The sequence below is a fragment of the Alteromonas sp. KUL49 genome (assembly GCF_006538345.1).
Taxonomy (GTDB): Bacteria; Pseudomonadota; Gammaproteobacteria; order Enterobacterales; family Alteromonadaceae; genus Alteromonas.
This window is the reverse complement of record NZ_BJKL01000001.1, coordinates 697,175-713,043: the sequence shown is the minus strand read 5'-3', so window position 1 is coordinate 713,043 and position 15,869 is coordinate 697,175. Positions and strand designations below refer to the sequence as shown.

Below are 15,869 nucleotides of genomic sequence, written 5' to 3'. Positions count from 1 at the left end.
AATTGTAAAAAATTTGCGCAATGGATAAATTTTTGTTGATATAACAGTCGCTAACAAAGTGTTACTCACTTGTATGAGTGAGTAACATGCTCTAATAACAACAAAGATAATGAGCCGCTTCCTCATGCATAAACTGAGTCGTTCACTTCACAACTGGCTAGGAATAATTCTGGCTGCGCAAATAAGCCTATGGTTTTTAAGCGGGTTAGTTATGGCTTGGCTTCCCATTGACGAAGTGCGAGGAACTCATTTAAAAATCGAGCCTAAGGTGTCTTGGACACAAGCTCAGGTTGCCCCCGCTATTCTGCTCGCTAAACACTCTCCCAATGCATTGTTATCATTTAGTCACAGGGTGCTTGTGGATCCATTGCGGGCAGAGCCTGTCTATCAAGTGGAAGATGGCAACAGCATTACCCGTTACAGCGCGCTGACTGGTAACACCTACCAAGCTATACAAGAAGATGATATCCAACAGTTAGCCACAGCTCAGTATAAGGGCACAGCATCGATTAGTTCGGCACTGTTGCTTGAGGTATTACCGCAAGAGGTAAGTCATCTCACTGCGCCTTTATGGCAAGTGGTCTTCAATGACGAAGACAACACTCACTTCTACCTATCACCAACCACGGGAAAAGTTGAACGCGTAAGAACAGATACATGGCGACTTTTCGATTTTATGTGGATGCTCCACATTATGGACTATGAAGAGCGCTCTGATTTTAACCACCCGCTATTGATAGCTTTTGCAGCGAGCGCACTGTTGTTTACCTTCACGGGCTTCATTTTGCTGTACTACAAATTCAGGCCGCGTAGAAAGTCTCGTATTTTTTATTAGTCAGTAGCAAACAGCTGTTCAATGTCAGCAAAGGCTTTGAATTCGAGTGCATTGCCAAACGGGTCGTTGAAAAACATAGTCGCTTGTTCGCCCGCTTGCCCTTTAAAGCGCACATAGGGCTCAATAATAAAAGGGATCTCAGCCGCTTTAAGGGTTTCACTTAAGGCTTCCCATGCTTTCATCGTTAGGACTACGCCGAAGTGGGGCACGGGAACCGCATGGCTGTCCACGTCATTATGTTGTGGCTTTGCAGGCATGTGGTCAACGCAGTGAGTAACCAACTGGTGACCAAAGAAATTCCAGTCAATCCACTTTGTGTCACTTCGGCCTTTTTCACAGCCAAGTAAGCCGCCGTAAAACTCATCGGCAAGTGCAATATCAGTTACCGGGATCGCTAGATGAAAAGGCTGAGGCACAGTGTCTCCTTACAGTAGTTTTTTGAGCAATGACAGTTTAAGTTTGGAATATGGTGCGTATCTAAAGGGCGCATCAAGAGCAAAGGCCCGCTTCATCACGGTTTTTAAATGGCTAAAGGTGTCAAAGCCGGCCCGCCCATGATAGTTACCCATACCACTGTTGCCTACCCCACCAAAAGGTAACTCTGGATTTGTCATGAACATCATAGTGTCATTGGTACACACACTACCGGAACTGGTTTGTGCAATGATTTTTTCTAACACGCTGTCGTCATCACTGAACGCATACAGCGCCAACGGCTTGGGTCTTTGGTTGATAAACTCAATCGCGTCGTCTAGTGATGCCACGGTGACAATGGGTAAGATAGGGCCGAAGATCTCTTCTTGCATGACTTTGCTGTCTACCGATGGATTAAGCACTATCGTTGGGCTCATGGCAGGTCGGGCTTCGTCAATCTGCCCACCGTAAACCACTGGAGCCCCTTCTAAGTATTCTTTCAGGCGCTGCAGGTGACGTGTATTTACGATGTTACCAAAGTCTCTTGATGCGAGTGGGTCTTTGCCATACTGAGACTTAAGCTCTTTTTTGATGGCGTCGATAAGCTGATTTTCTTGCCCCTTCTCTACAAGCACATAATCTGGCGCAATGCAGGTCTGCCCGCTATTCATCCATTTACCCCACACTAATCGCCTTGCGGTAACTTTGAGATTAGTGTGCTTGTCAACAATACAGGGGCTTTTGCCTCCCAATTCTAGGGTAACGGGTGTAAGGTGGCGCGCTGCTGCAGCCATCACAATTTTGCCAACCACTTCGCCGCCGGTATAAAAAATATGGTCCCAATGGCAGGCCAGCAGTGCGGTGGCCTCATCTTTTGCACCTTCGACAACAGTCACTGTTGTGGTGTCCATATACTGAGGTATTAAACGCGCCACTAGCGACGACGTAGCAGGCGATAGCTCTGATGGCTTGAGCACGGCGCAGTTGCCTGCCGCAAGCGCGGCGACATAAGGTGCCAACAACAGTTGCAGTGGGTAATTCCACGCACCAATAATGAGTACTGTGCCAAGCGGCTCAGGCTGTTGAAAGCTCTTTCCAGGCCATGCCACTATAGGCGTTGAGACGCGGCGAGGTTTAGTCCATTTATTGAGGTGTTTGAGGGTGTGCTCAATGTCGCTGAGTAAATAGCCGCATTCAGAGGTATAGGCCTCGGTTTCGCATTTACCCAGATCGGCTTTTAGTGCTTTAAGAATGTCATGCTCGTTTTCAATAAGCATGCGCTTGAGGTTTTCTAGTTGGCCGCGCCGCCAGTCGAGAGAGCGGGTTTTCCCCGTCGAAAAACTGTTTTTAAGTGCATTAACGGTATCTACAAAACAAATACCGTTTTCCACAGCGTGAAGTACTGGACGATTAGCCATAAAGATCCCCTCAAAACAAAATGCTCACACTACGAGCACTTTTACGGTTAGTACCTATCTCTTATATCAGTATGGCCGTTTTGGTTCAAAACAAATAGTAGGTTAAATTTTGTTGAGGATGGATTGTGTTACAAGGTGAGACAAAGAAGCCCCGCATGAGCTCAGCACTGTCAATAGAGCATTTCAGGTTGTATTAGTTTCATTGAGAGGAAGTAACAGGCTTTTTACTGCACGCCACAAGCACATCCCTGCGGGCTCGGCTTCGGCATCCATGCCTCAGACGGCTGTAAAAAGCCCATTACTTCCACTCATAAACCACTCAAATTGCTTAATTGACAGGTATTAAGCTCGAGTTTGGCTTTCCGTATCTTTGTTTGTATTAAGCGTCGTAAGGGTGACGTAATACAATGGTTTCGTTACGGTCTGGGCCTGTTGATACGATATCCACAGGTACACCAGTGATTTCCTCTAGGCGCTTGATGTAATCTTTTGCCGCTTGAGGTAAGTCTTCGTAAGTGGTTACGCCGAAGGTATTGTCAGTCCAGCCTGGCATTTCTTCGTAAATAGGTGTAACTAAGTCGTAGCCGTCTGCAGCCATTGGCGGTACATCTTTCACATTGCCGTCAGCGTCTTTATAGCCAACACAAATTTGCAACGTTTCTAGGCCGTCTAGTACGTCAAGCTTAGTTAGGCAGAAACCGGTAATTGAGTTGATTTGCACTGCGCGTTTCATTGCTACGGCATCAAACCAACCAGTACGGCGTTTACGGCCTGTAGTAGCACCAAACTCGTGACCTTTAACACCTAAGTGCTCGCCAACTTCACAATCAAGCTCTGTTGGGAAAGGACCAGAACCTACACGAGTGGTATAGGCTTTAACGATACCGAGTACATAATCTAGTTTTAACGGACCAAAACCTGCACCCGTTGCAACGCCACCTACCGTGGTGTTTGACGACGTTACATAAGGGTAAGTACCGTGGTCAATATCAAGTAAAGTCCCTTGCGCACCTTCAAACATAATTGGCAAGCCAGCATTATGGGCTTTATCAAGTTCGTCAGTCACATCAACGACCATAGCTTTTAGAATGTCAGCGACGGCCATGGCACCTTTTAACGTTTCATCAAAGTCTACCGCTTCTTCGCCGTAGTACTGGGTTAACGTGAAGTTGTGTACGTCGAGAACTTCTTTCAACTTGGCAGCAAAATCTTCCGCATTGAATAAGTCACCTACACGTAGGCCACGACGAGATACTTTGTCTTCATACGCAGGACCAATGCCGCGCCCTGTGGTACCGATTGCTTTGCTTCCACGAGCCTTTTCACGAGCCATGTCTAGCGCAATGTGGTAAGGCAAAATAAGTGGACATGCTTCGCTGATTTTTAGCCTTTCGCGCACAGGAACACCACGCTCTTCAAGCATAGTGATTTCTTTCATTAATGCGTCTGGGCTAAGAACAACACCGTTACCGATAATACAGGTAACATTGTCACGTAAAATGCCAGATGGGATAAGATGAAGTACGGTTTTTTCACCGTCGATTACTAGAGTATGACCTGCATTGTGACCGCCTTGATAGCGAACCACGTATTTTGCACGATCTGTTAGTAGGTCTACGACCTTGCCTTTACCCTCGTCACCCCATTGAGTGCCGAGTACCACAACGTTCTTTGCCATGAATCATATGTGTAAGAAAATTAGGCGGCGATTCTACAAAATTTAACGCCGCGGATCATCTATTTTATGTACAAAAATCCGTCATTCAGACCTATTTTTCTCCACAATTAGGCTAAGTGCAGGTGTTGCCAGTAAAAACTGGCTTTTCCTATCTACCCTGTGCAGTCATTAAGCGCAGATAGATTGATTTCATCTTTACAGTGGTACAAGGCAAAACCAAAGCGCAACCTGTCGCCTCTATAATCAGTGAGTATGCCTTGTTCTCTTAGTTGCGCCGCAAGAGATGCTGTTACTTCCGCATTGGGTAACTTGAAGGTAAGGAAGTGGCCTCTGGTCGCTTCGTTATCAATCATCAGAGCGCTACGGTGCAATAATGGGTGTTTAAGCGCGTCTAGTTTTTGTAAGAACGTTTGTTGCAGCGCTTCTACATGGGCATTGATAGCTTCTACCGTCAGGTCGTTTTCTTCAAACAAGTTGAACACGGCGCGAAGGCGATACAGGGCCGTAAAATCCATGGTAGCCCCTGCGAAACGCATTCCGTCTTGGCTGTATTGGACTTCGCCTGCACGAGGTTTGTCTAGTGCACCGAGTTCGGCAAACCATCCGGTATACGAAGGCCTCAGCGAACAACCTTTAGGTACGTGGGCAAAACAAACGCCCTCCCCGCCTTGCGCGTATTTGTAGCCACCAGCTAAATAAAATACACGAGACTCGAGACGAGATAAGTCCACGGGTTTCGCCATGAAACTGTGGTAGCCGTCAATCACAACAAGTCTTTCTGGGTTAGTGACCGTCGCTACAATACGTTCAATATCTTGAACGTAGTAGCCAGAATTGAAGAATACCTGACTGAAAAATACTAGATGGGGAGCGTTGTCGACTATTGCCTGTTCGAAGCGCGCAGAAAAACTGTCAAAGGGCTCTGTGGGCACACTAATGAGTTCAATGTTAGCTTGTTCATTCAGACGATGAATTTGACGGTGGAAGCTATGAAACTCTGCATCGGTAGTCACGACTTTCAGTGGCGCTGATAAGTCGAAACAACTCAGAATACGATAAAGTAATTCATGAGTATTTGACGCAAATACAATTTGCTCGGGGTGCGAGGTATTGAGTGTACGAGCGATATGGCGTTGTAATTCCGGCACTAGAGTTTGGAAGAAAAAGCCCCATTTTTCATCTGCATAGGTTGCACTGTCATCCCAGTAGTCCAATACAGCATCTCTAGTTACGTCTGGCCAATAATAATGACTATGGCAAGCGTAATGCTGCTTTCCCTCATTGGCCTTTAGAAAACGGCTATAAAATGATTGATACGTCATAAATTAAATACTTTATCGCTATCGTTTTGCGCATATAGTAGCAGAATGAGGGTCGCTCAACGCTTTAGTCCTCAAATATGCCATTAAAGTATGTAAAGTGAGTGACACACTTAGATTAAAGCATGTTTCGTTTAGGTAGTTTTCTGCTATACCTAGATTAGGGTTCATTCACGGTGAGGCACACTATGCGATTTCCAAAGTATGGTCATTACGCATTTGATTTATCGGGGAATGTATTGGAAATTTTCGCCACAGGCGCGTGGAACTTACAAACGGCGGAAATGTTCGCAGTTGAAATGCATGAACTGGTAGATTCATTTAAAGGACAACAATGGGCTGCACTACTCGATGGACGCCGCTGGGTACTTTCTACACCAGAATGTCAATCGTGTTTACGAGAGGCAATAAATGTAAATATTGCTAAGGGGTTGCGCTGTTCTGCTTACGTGCTTGATGTGGGTATGGTCAAGCGAGCACACCTAGAGCGCATGCACCCAGCGAGTGACAAATCCTTCTCATTTGAGGGGTACGAGCGAGAGTATTTCACCTCCTACTTCGACGCCCTCAAATGGTTAAATAACAAAGGCTATTCACCGCTTTAGTACAATAACCCATACACCTTGCGGCGGTATTCCGATTTTAGTGGGTCGCCGTCAGCGAGTGCGTTCACCATATCCATCATAAGTTTTCTTGCGTCGCCAAAGGCGAGGTCTTTTCTGAGTACACTAAACAGTAATGCGAGTGCTTCTTCGGCTTTACTCGCCTGCTGCAATTGAACAGCGAGATCGACTTTGGCCTGAAGATTATCTGGATTAGCCTCAATCTCAGCCTGTAGCTGTCTAATTTCCGGCGTATCCGCCGCTTGTTCAGCGAGTTCGATTTTGCCGTTAAGTGCTTGATAGCGCGCATCTTGATCGACTAACTTGATACCTGCAAGAAGACTTTTTGCTGGCTCGATAGCACCAGTTTCAATAAGACAATCAGCATACAAATAAACAACGTCGGTATTTTCGGGATTGATCTCGTAGGCGCTTTTCACATGTGGGAATGCGGCGGCATAGTCACCACTTTGCATAGCCTCTGCGGCTTTTGCCAGTAACTCATCTTCAGGGTTTGGCAGGTATTTACCCAGCATTTCACGAATCTGTTCTTCAGGTTGAACACCGGCAAAACCGTCTACCGGCTGGCCTTGCTGAACCACCATCACCGTTGGAAGGTTCCTGATACCAAACTGGGCAGCCACTTGTTGCTGCGCTTCACAATCAACTTTGGCAAGGATCATATGCTCACTGTACTCAGCAGCCAGCTTTTCCAAAATAGGTAATAAGTCTTTGCACGGCTCGCACCATTCCGCCCAAAAATCGATTAACACCAGCTTTTCTTGAGAGGCCTCAAGAACGATTTGCTGAAAGTTTTCTACCGTAATATCTACAACATTCGCTGGCGATTGTGCTACGAAATTATCCATTGGGTGACCTTTTTCACTGATTCTGAAGAGATTATGGGGTGGAAACCACAAAAAACAAGCATTCTTATTGTTGTAATAGCCCCTTTGAAGAACTGTTGATAAAACGAAAAAGCCAGCGACATTTTGCCTAATACCTTTTGGTTACAGGTATGTTTAGTGAACTAAAGAGGAAGCCGTGGACTTTTTACAGACGTCTGAGGCATGGATGCCGAAGCCGAGCCCCCATGGATGGGTTTTCGGCGTGCAGTAAAAAGTCCACGGCTTCCTCTGAGATGGTTCATCAACCTACCGGCCAATCAGTATTGAGCAAAATGTCGCTGACTTTTATTTATCGCAATTAAGGCTTTGGCGTTAACTTGATTAACTTGCCCTCGGTAGAATCTGTGAGAAGGTAGATGGCGCCGTCAGGGCCAACTTCTACGTCACGTACTCGCTCTTTGCGATCTCGCAAGTACTCGAATTCTTCGCCCGGTGTTTTGCCTTGCATATCGATACGTCGCAAGTGAGTAAACTTAAGCGCACCAACGAGCAAGTCACCTTGCCAATCTTTGAATAGCTCACCGTTGTAGAATGTCATTCCGCTTGGGGCAATAGAAGGTGTCCACTGAATAACAGGTTGCTCCATCCCCTCTTTGTGGGTTAGGTCACTAATGATGTCACCACTGTAATCAACACCGTAAGTGATCACTGGCCAACCGTAGTTAGCGCCTTTTTCTAGCAAATTAACTTCGTCGCCGCCTTTGGGGCCATGTTCCATTGCCCACACATCGCCAGTGGTAGGATGCACAGTTAAGCCCTGTACATTCCGGTGCCCGTAACTGAAAATTTCTGGTGCAGCACCGTCAACAAAAGGGTTGTCTGATGGAACGTCACCATTGGGCAGAATACGTACTATCTTGCCGTGATGATTATCGGTATTTTGGGCTTCCTTCATGTATTTATATCTGTCACCTAAAGTCACAAACAGGTAGCCCGCGTTATCGAAGGCCAAACGACAGCCAAAGTGAAAACCATTGTCTACACGAGGGAATGCACTGAATATAGTTTCGACGTTCTCTAGTGCATTACCATTTAATACCGCTTTGGCAACACTACTACTGCTGCCACCCTCACCTGCTTTGCTGTAGCAAAAGTAGATTGTGCTGTTGTTGGTGAAATCTGGATCTATTGCGATATCCAACATACCGCCTTGGTTATTTGCCACTACTTCAGGCACATTAGCCAAGGGAGCGGATAAACCTTGCTCACTGGAGTAGCGACGAATACTACCCGCGCGTTCAGTTAGAATGACACTATTATCAGGTAAAAATGCCATACCCCAAGGGTTAGATAACCCTGTCGCGAGCTCAGTAACCGTAACATCGGTGTCTTCGCCAAAAGAAGCAGTGGAAAAACTCAACAAACACGCTGTGGTGAGCACGGGTAACACTTTTTTCATTTCTTATTCTCTAATTAACGAGGAAGCATAGCACGCAACATCCACGCTGTTTTCTCATGAACTCGCATACGATCACCCACTAAAGCCGATGAAGACTCATCGTCAGCTTCTTGTGCAACGCTTAATGCAGTTCTGCACGTGCGTACCACTTGCTCGTGAGCTTTGGTCAACAAAGACACCATTTCAGTGGCTTCAGGTACACCTTCGACTTCTTCGATAGCACTTAATGCAGCGAATGATTTATAAGTTCCTGGTGCAGCCACATCTAAGGTACGGATACGTTCAGCAATTTCATCAACCGCATCGGCCAATTCGGTGTAGTGTTCTTCAAACATCAAATGGAGCTCTCTGAATTGAGGCCCCTCAACATTCCAGTGAAAGTTGTGAGTTTGCAAATACAAGGTGTACGAATCGGCCAATAGCTTTTTAAGCTCTTCGGCAACTGCAATACGGTCGTTTTCTGAAATACCAATATCAATTTTGCTCATTGCTTGCTCCGCAGTTATACAAATCATATACGAGTGAATAGTTACGTAAGCCTAGGTGATAAGGCTCACAAATCAAACAAATAGCGGGAGTAGTCTACACCTCATTAGCCCGGCTAGTGATGATGATGGGTATTTCCCTGATTATCTTTTTTAACCGGTACAGTAATTGTAACAGGCTCATGACTTTCAAAAGTAAGGGTCAATTCAAAAGACTCACCTTCGTTTAATCCTTTGGTTAATCCCATCAACATGACGTGTAATCCACCGGGTGTAAACTGGGCAGTGCCGTGAGGCCCTATCTTGACCCCTTCAACGACTTCACGCATACGCATGACATCGCCATCCATCACCGTAGTATGTATTTGCGCCTCTTGGGCCACATCACTATCAACCTCGATAGCCACTAGGGTCACGGCTTCATTGTGATGATTCATTAGCGACAAGTACACTGCCCCTGTGGCTGCCATAGGAAAGGTGGCACGTGCATAGACATTGCTAATGTGCATTCCTTGGGAATGTGCTAACACAGGTGACACAGCAGAAAATAACAGGGTTACCAGAGCTACTACTCGTAAAGTAAAAGACGTCATACTTTATTATCTGTCGTTAAAATGATGATGGCGTTAACTATATAGCATAGCATTTAGTTAGCAAACTATTGCGAGATCAAGGATATAAGTTGAACTGAATTAAGAAAAACGAGTTGCTGTATGATACTAAGAGAGTCTGCGGAATGGTGTTTGCAACAATTTGCACCGATGAGGTTGGTACAAAAAGAAAATGGTGCCGACTGCCGGAATCGAACTGGCGACCTACTGATTACAAGTCAGTTGCTCTACCAACTGAGCTAAGTCGGCACACTAAGGTGGTTCCGCTGCACTGAGCAGCGGATGCGTATTCTATGTATTTGAAAGCGCTTGTCAACCTTTAAGTCGTTTTGCTTCGCCGACTAATTTAGGGAAGTACTCAAGCGGCAAATATTGACTCAACTGCATAAGCTTTTCGCCAAGATTTTCATACGAGTCGGTGGTGACATTAATATGTCCCATTTTGCGTTTTTCACGCACTGACTTGCCGTACCAATGTAAGTGACTACCGTCGATGCTAAGCAAGTCGCGAGAGAAGCTGCTGCAACCAATGATATTCACCATGGCGCTTGGGCCAATGGCTGCCGTATCGCCCAGAGGTAATCCACAGACGGCGCGCAAATGGTTCTCGAACTGACTCGTCACAGCACCAGATTGAGACCAATGCCCTGAGTTATGCACTCGTGGCGCTAGCTCATTTACATAGAGTTTGTCGCCTTGCTGGAATAACTCAACAGCGAGTACTCCCACATAGTCCATTCCTTCCGCTAGCGCAGTAAAAATGTCATGAGCTTGCTGTTGCAAAGCGTCGTTTGTATCGGTCGCCGGTGCTACTGATACATGTAATTGACCTTGATGGTGAAGGTTCTCGGCCAAAGGATAGGTACGAATATCGCCTTGCTTATTGCGCACACCGATAAGTGACAGCTCCCGGTCGAACGCCATCATTTGCTCAACGACGAGCGGCACCTTTTGTAAATCCAAATCAGAAAGCGTGTTTTTTAATGCCGGTAGTTCAGCTGCCTCGCTTAAACGCCATTGCCCATAACCATCATAGCCATCGCGACTTGATTTAATGATGAGCTTTTCACCTAGCGCTTCTACACAGGCGTCAAGTTGCTCAACGTCGGTCACGATGCGATGCTTACAGTTGGCTACTGACATTTTCTCCAGAAGCTTTTTCTCTCGAACACGGTCAGCCCCCACTAAAATACTCTCGATATTTGGCATAAGCTTGCCAGCACTTGCAGCATCTTCCAGCAGACGCTCAGGCACATGTTCAAACTCAACAGTAAGGGCATCAGCGGTTTCAATAGCTTGTGCAAGCGTGATATCTAGGGGCTGCTTACTTACCGGGTGAACCACGGTGTCGTTGCTTACATCAACGGCTTCGACCTGAATACCGAGCGGGCTACCTGCCAGATACATCATTTGTGCAAGTTGTCCTGCACCGTAAACAACTACTCTCATTCATCGAGCTCCAGAGTCGCGTTTTCAAGCACGGTTTGTGTTTGTTGTTTGCGGAAGGCAATAACTGCTTCTCGAACGTCAGCATCCTGCAAAGCAACCACTTGCGCCGCAAGCAAACCTGCATTCGCAGCGCCTGCTTCACCAATAGCGAGCGTGCCAACAGCTACGCCCTTGGGCATTTGCACAATAGACAGCAATGAGTCCAAACCATTTAGTGCTTTTGATTTTACAGGGCACCCGAACACTGGCAAGTGAGTGTGCGCTGCAATCATTCCTGGTAAATGGGCTGCACCGCCAGCACCAGCAATAACTGCGCTGAAACCTTGCTCTTCTGCAGACTCTGCAAAAGATACTAGAAGATTAGGAGTTCTGTGTGCTGATACAACTTTTGCTTCAAACTCTACGCCAAACTGTTTGAGCATTAATGCAGCTTGCTGCATCGTAGGCCAGTCTGAAGTAGACCCCATAACGATAGCGACTTTTGCCATTGCGTATTCCTTGAAATAGGTAGAAATAGGTTGCCAGGAAAGGCCGCGATTGTAGCTTAAATTGCTTACAAATCCCACTCTAAGACCAATGTGATCTGCTAAGATTATCTAAGACGTAAAAAAAATAGCAGTTTTTCAAAACACTAGCTCACTACCCACAAGGAGAAGCGCACCGTGTCAGAGGAAAAAGAACAAAATAAATTCGATGAAGTTATTGATGAAGTGCAAGACGTGGTATCGGATTTCCTCAAGCGAGAGGCTGCACCGGGGATCCTTCTCATCGTTGCAACAGTGTTAGCACTGATTGTTGCCAATTCTCCGCTGGATGTTTATTACGACAAACTCATTAGCCTCCCCGTGCAAGTGTCTGCGGGAGACTGGGCTATCGATAAACCATTACTACTCTGGATAAATGACGGTCTGATGGCCATCTTCTTTTTTCTTGTTGGGTTGGAACTCAAGAGAGAGGTTTGCGAAGGAGAGCTGTCGAATCCCAAGGATATCGTACTTCCTGCAACGGGTGCAGTGGGCGGTATGGCAGTACCGGCACTGATTTACGTGTTTTTTAATTGGGGTGACAGCACTGCCATGACAGGTTGGGCAATTCCAGCTGCCACCGATATCGCCTTTGCACTGGGTATTCTTGCCCTACTTGGCAGTCGTGTACCGACGAGCTTAAAAGTATTTCTAGTTACCCTCGCCATTATCGATGACATTGGCGCTATTGTTATCATCGCCCTGTTCTACACCAGTAATATTACAGAAACCGCGCTCATTGTTGCGGCGGTGTGTCTCGCTATTCTGTGGCGAATGAATAGAAAGAACGTGGTGGATATTCCTGCTTATATTCTTGTCGGCGTAGTATTGTGGGTAGCAATGCTCAAGTCTGGTGTACACGCGACACTTGCTGGCGTAGTACTTGCCGCCATGATCCCCATGCGAGACAAAAAGCAGCCCTCTTACTCTCCGGTTCTACACTTAGAGCACAGCTTAAATAGCTCGGTAAGCTTTGCCATACTACCGCTATTTGCCTTTGCTAATGCAGGTATTGGGTTTGGCAATATCGCGCCGGAAGGAATATTTCATCCCGTGACCTTTGGCATATTTTTAGGCTTAGTCGTGGGTAAGCAAGTGGGGGTATTTGGATTCTGTTACCTACTCGTTAAGTTGAAACTGGCGTCACTCCCCAAGGACCTAAATCTAATGCACATATATGGCTGCTCTCTCATTTGTGGTGTTGGGTTTACCATGAGCCTGTTTATCGGCAGTTTGGCATTTGAGGAGACTGGCGTGAATCTCATCTTTGATGAAAGGGTGGGTATTTTGGCCGGCTCGTTAGTATCAGCAGTACTTGGATATATCGTATTGTACTGGGTGGGCGAAAAAGCAAAAGCAACGGCGTCTTAGGACACTTCGCATTGACTCAATGTTGTGACATTTGCTCTGCAATGCACTCGAATAGTACATCCTTGCGAATAGGTTTGCTCAGGTGCGCATTCATGCCTGCGTCGTAGCAGGCTTGTTTATCTTCGGCGAAGGCGTTAGCGGTAAGTGCAATAATTGGCGTTTGTTGGTTTTCTTTGCTCGCAAGTCTAATTTCTCGGGCAGCCAACAAACCATCCATTACGGGCATTTGGCAATCCATTAATATCACGTCGTAGGCTTGTTGCTCCGCCATGGCCACGGCTTCCGCGCCATTGACTGCGCGGTCAGCACGTATACCCTGTTTGTCTAACATGGACACTACTATCTCTGCATTAATGTCATTGTCTTCAGCGAGTAATACAAATAATGATGACGGCAGTGATGCCTTACCTTGTGATGTAGACGTGCTGTGATCAGCGACCTCTTCACATGGAATACTGACAACAAAACGGGTTCCTTCACCATCTCGGCTACTGAGAGTAACAGTTCCTTCGAGTCGCTCAATGAGCCCTTTTGAAATCGCCAACCCCAATCCAGTCCCTCCAAAGTTTCGCGTAGTAGAGGCATCAGCTTGTTCAAATTGCTCAAAGATTGTTTCTTGCTTATGTTTTGGAATGCCTATTCCCGTATCTGAGACCGTGATCGTCAAGTGCTGCTTGCGATACCTAGCTTTTACCGCTACTCCACCTTGCTGAGTGAACTTAATTGCATTACTTACGAGGTTATTGACGATCTGACTTATCTTGCCGCTATCTGTGTTTAAAAATAATGGTAAAGCGTCGTCTACTTGTAGCGTCAAGAAAATCGATTTTTGTTTAGCCAAGTGTTCATAAAGCGCCAAACTGGCTTCGAGCAAATGTCTAAGATTTGTAGGCTGGTTATCAACAAGCACTTTACCAGCCTCTATTTTCGACCAATCAAGAACACTGTCGAGTATCAGCAGTAAATTGGCAGCAGAGCGGCTAATAACCTCAATGCGCTTACGCGTACCTGCGGGCAAATCATCTTCTAATGCCAACTCACAAGAGCCGATAATTCCATTCATCGGGGTTCTTATTTCGTGGCTCATGTTGGCCAAGAACTGACTTTTGGCAACACCAGCGGCTTTTGCTTCATCCAGAGCTTCGGCTAAATGCTGAGTTTTCTCTTTGATACGCCCTTCAAGAGAGGTATTCAAACTTGCCAACTCCCTATTGAGTTCTTGCTCTTTTATTCTTGCAAATTCTAGGTCTTCAAAAGCGTCTACTAGCCTACGTTCGTGGCGGGTAAACTCATCATTGAGTTGAGCGAGTTCTCGAATACTCAACGACGGAAGAGATGGGCGCTTTTGATTAAACTCAATCTTGGGATTAAACGCACCTATGTACTGAATTAAGTTTTGAATGGGCTGGTTGAATAATCTGGCCACCATGAAGCCGGCGAAAGATCCCAAGCCTGAGAGCAATATGAGCAGTATGAGATCTTTAAGTAGGTAATTACTCATTGCCACCATTAACCCTCGATAATCGAAGTGATAACTGACTCTCCAACCCACATCGGGAAGCTCACCGACAAAACGCAGCCAAGTTTTGCCCTGCATCCCATTTTCGATTTTAGCATCACAATTTGGGTCGCAATCGTAGCTAGGCGACTTACTTAATGGTGGCAAACGCAAAGGAGACGAGGCGTATATCACGTCGCCTTTTTGGTCTTCTATAAGCAACGAAAATCCAGACAAACTGAGTTGATCAATAACTTCAAAACTCTTTAATGACAATGAGCCCTCGACAATACCCACAGGCTCATCGTTATTATTGAGGATTGGGGCAGAAAGCGCGACGATAGGGTCGTTTCCAAAACCAGTTCCTTGAAACACATTTGAAATAAAGTAACTTCCAGTGCGCATTGGCTCAGAAAAGTAGGGGCGATGGGCCACATTGGCAAAACCACTAGCTCTCGCCTTTTCGAGCACATCTGGCGGATACGCATAGGTAATCTCGCCAGCGTCATCAGTCACCAAGTAAGTAAGAAACTCTGGGTAGTGAACACTCAGACTTTCTAATTGTGCAGGAGTTACTGTGCTAAATCTTTCTGAAGGCGTTGTTGACAGGGTGTTAGCAGACAGTGATATGGCTTTTTGGTGGACCTTCAAAAATTCAGAAAGTTGCTGTTCAAGCACATCAATGCGCTGTTGCATGTAGTAGTTGATTTGCGACTCTTGCTGAGCCTGATACAAGTGTACAGACAAATAAATCACCGCCGTCGCTGCAAAAAAGAAACACCCAGAAAAGAAGTAGCTGAATAAAAATCTCAAGCTCACTTGTTCTTTGCTGTATGAAGAGGCTTTGTCTAATCCGTTAAAAGCAACATAAGCAAATTGGCCGGAAATCAAACCAAACAACCCACTAACCCAGGTAACAAGGACTCCAGACAGCATCATTCCCAAGTGCATGGTGTGATCACTACTCAAAGTAGTTAAATCGCTAACAGCGTGTTCAAATAGCAGAATGGGTAGAAAGATTATTGACCAGAGTACTACGCCTACCCTAATAACGACGCGAAAAGACTTTTGAAAGCAAAGCGCACTAACAACAATAGGCAAGAAGGTCAGACTTTCTGCACCAATATTGGCAGAATCCATAAACCACAGCGGTAAGCTTATGACTAAGCTAACAGGGATGGCTATTACTGGTCGAAAACGCAAGGCGGCGTAAATCGCTGCTCCCATACCGAACACAGATATTCCAGTACTATCGAAGGGAGCTGGCAATATGTTCAGCACAACGCCCACTAAACAGATAATGGCTACATGTAATGCCGTCGGAATTGCAGTTTCTGTGCGCTTCACTATAACAGGTG

14 protein-coding genes and 1 tRNA gene are annotated in these 15,869 nt (G+C 46.0%); 3 read left to right on the top strand and 12 right to left on the bottom strand.

The genetic code is table 11. From position 1 onward, the window contains the following. Positions 1-124 precede the first annotated feature (124 nt). Entirely contained in the window at positions 125-835 is a 711-nt protein-coding gene (locus EYS00_RS02980) for a PepSY domain-containing protein (protein WP_130635071.1), read from the top strand. Here the strand turns inward: EYS00_RS02980 and EYS00_RS02975 are convergent. From EYS00_RS02975 to EYS00_RS02960, 4 genes are all read right to left on the bottom strand, one after another. After that, entirely contained in the window at positions 832-1,251 is a 420-nt protein-coding gene (locus EYS00_RS02975) for a VOC family protein (protein ID WP_130635070.1), read from the bottom strand. The two genes, EYS00_RS02980 and EYS00_RS02975, sit on opposite strands and share 4 nt — an antisense overlap. A 9-nt stretch (positions 1,252-1,260) precedes the next feature. Next, the gene (locus EYS00_RS02970) at positions 1,261-2,667 is read right to left on the bottom strand and encodes an aldehyde dehydrogenase family protein (RefSeq protein WP_130635069.1); all 1,407 of its coding nucleotides are present in this window, start codon (positions 2,665-2,667) and stop codon (positions 1,261-1,263) included. A gap of 379 nt (positions 2,668-3,046) precedes the next feature. Beyond that, positions 3,047-4,345, bottom strand: a complete 1,299-nt coding sequence (locus EYS00_RS02965) for an adenylosuccinate synthase (protein WP_130635068.1) — start codon at positions 4,343-4,345, stop codon at positions 3,047-3,049. A gap of 152 nt (positions 4,346-4,497) precedes the next feature. Continuing rightward, positions 4,498-5,667, bottom strand: a complete 1,170-nt coding sequence (locus EYS00_RS02960) for an aminotransferase class V-fold PLP-dependent enzyme (protein WP_130635067.1) — start codon at positions 5,665-5,667, stop codon at positions 4,498-4,500. Positions 5,668-5,852: 185 nt separating this feature from the next. Here EYS00_RS02960 and EYS00_RS02955 point away from each other — a divergent pair, with 185 nt between their 5' ends. Continuing rightward, positions 5,853-6,269 carry a hypothetical protein gene (locus EYS00_RS02955; protein ID WP_130635066.1) on the top strand — a complete coding sequence of 139 codons (417 nt, stop codon included), beginning with the start codon at positions 5,853-5,855 and terminating at the stop codon, positions 6,267-6,269. Here the strand turns inward: EYS00_RS02955 and trxA are convergent. The 7 genes from trxA to purE form a co-directional block, all read right to left on the bottom strand. Then, positions 6,266-7,135: a thioredoxin gene (trxA, locus tag EYS00_RS02950; protein WP_130635065.1), complete on the bottom strand. Its 870-nt coding sequence runs from the start codon at positions 7,133-7,135 to the stop codon at positions 6,266-6,268. The two genes, EYS00_RS02955 and trxA, sit on opposite strands and share 4 nt — an antisense overlap. Before the next feature lie 337 nt (positions 7,136-7,472). Further along, positions 7,473-8,573 carry a PQQ-dependent sugar dehydrogenase gene (locus EYS00_RS02945; RefSeq protein WP_130635064.1) on the bottom strand — a complete coding sequence of 367 codons (1,101 nt, stop codon included), beginning with the start codon at positions 8,571-8,573 and terminating at the stop codon, positions 7,473-7,475. A gap of 14 nt (positions 8,574-8,587) precedes the next feature. Beyond that, positions 8,588-9,061 carry a Dps family protein gene (locus tag EYS00_RS02940; RefSeq protein ID WP_130635063.1) on the bottom strand — a complete coding sequence of 158 codons (474 nt, stop codon included), beginning with the start codon at positions 9,059-9,061 and terminating at the stop codon, positions 8,588-8,590. Positions 9,062-9,174: 113 nt separating this feature from the next. After that, on the bottom strand, positions 9,175-9,651 hold the full coding sequence (locus tag EYS00_RS02935; RefSeq protein ID WP_130635062.1) for a copper chaperone PCu(A)C: 477 nt from the start codon (positions 9,649-9,651) through the stop codon (positions 9,175-9,177). 191 nt (positions 9,652-9,842) lie between these two features. Continuing rightward, positions 9,843-9,918: transfer RNA gene (locus EYS00_RS02930), tRNA-Thr, on the bottom strand. 63 nt (positions 9,919-9,981) lie between these two features. After that, complete coding sequence (locus EYS00_RS02925) at positions 9,982-11,118, bottom strand: 5-(carboxyamino)imidazole ribonucleotide synthase (protein ID WP_130635061.1); 1,137 nt, start codon at positions 11,116-11,118, stop codon at positions 9,982-9,984. Next, complete coding sequence (purE, locus tag EYS00_RS02920) at positions 11,115-11,606, bottom strand: 5-(carboxyamino)imidazole ribonucleotide mutase (RefSeq protein ID WP_130635060.1); 492 nt, start codon at positions 11,604-11,606, stop codon at positions 11,115-11,117. The genes EYS00_RS02925 and purE overlap by 4 nt, the downstream gene beginning before the upstream one ends. 174 nt (positions 11,607-11,780) lie before the next feature. On the opposite strand from purE, the gene nhaA reads away from it, so the two are divergent. Then, on the top strand, positions 11,781-13,013 hold the full coding sequence (gene nhaA / locus EYS00_RS02915; protein ID WP_130635059.1) for a Na+/H+ antiporter NhaA: 1,233 nt from the start codon (positions 11,781-11,783) through the stop codon (positions 13,011-13,013). 16 nt (positions 13,014-13,029) lie between these two features. Here nhaA and EYS00_RS02910 read toward each other — a convergent pair whose 3' ends face one another. After that, on the bottom strand, positions 13,030-15,858 hold the full coding sequence (locus EYS00_RS02910) for an ATP-binding protein (RefSeq protein WP_242618626.1): 2,829 nt from the start codon (positions 15,856-15,858) through the stop codon (positions 13,030-13,032). Positions 15,859-15,869: the final 11 nt, after the last annotated feature.

Coding starts and splice junctions, on each gene's coding strand:
- purE (WP_130635060.1), bottom strand. CDS start 11,606: ATGGCAAAAGTCGCTATCGTTATGGGGTCTACTTCAGACTGGCCTACG.
- EYS00_RS02925 (WP_130635061.1), bottom strand. CDS start 11,118: ATGAGAGTAGTTGTTTACGGTGCAGGACAACTTGCACAAATGATGTAT.
- EYS00_RS02970 (WP_130635069.1), bottom strand. CDS start 2,667: ATGGCTAATCGTCCAGTACTTCACGCTGTGGAAAACGGTATTTGTTTT.
- EYS00_RS02940 (WP_130635063.1), bottom strand. CDS start 9,061: ATGAGCAAAATTGATATTGGTATTTCAGAAAACGACCGTATTGCAGTT.
- EYS00_RS02960 (WP_130635067.1), bottom strand. CDS start 5,667: ATGACGTATCAATCATTTTATAGCCGTTTTCTAAAGGCCAATGAGGGA.
- trxA (WP_130635065.1), bottom strand. CDS start 7,135: ATGGATAATTTCGTAGCACAATCGCCAGCGAATGTTGTAGATATTACG.
- EYS00_RS02955 (WP_130635066.1), top strand. CDS start 5,853: ATGCGATTTCCAAAGTATGGTCATTACGCATTTGATTTATCGGGGAAT.
- EYS00_RS02965 (WP_130635068.1), bottom strand. CDS start 4,345: ATGGCAAAGAACGTTGTGGTACTCGGCACTCAATGGGGTGACGAGGGT.
- EYS00_RS02935 (WP_130635062.1), bottom strand. CDS start 9,651: ATGACGTCTTTTACTTTACGAGTAGTAGCTCTGGTAACCCTGTTATTT.
- EYS00_RS02980 (WP_130635071.1), top strand. CDS start 125: ATGCATAAACTGAGTCGTTCACTTCACAACTGGCTAGGAATAATTCTG.
- EYS00_RS02945 (WP_130635064.1), bottom strand. CDS start 8,573: ATGAAAAAAGTGTTACCCGTGCTCACCACAGCGTGTTTGTTGAGTTTT.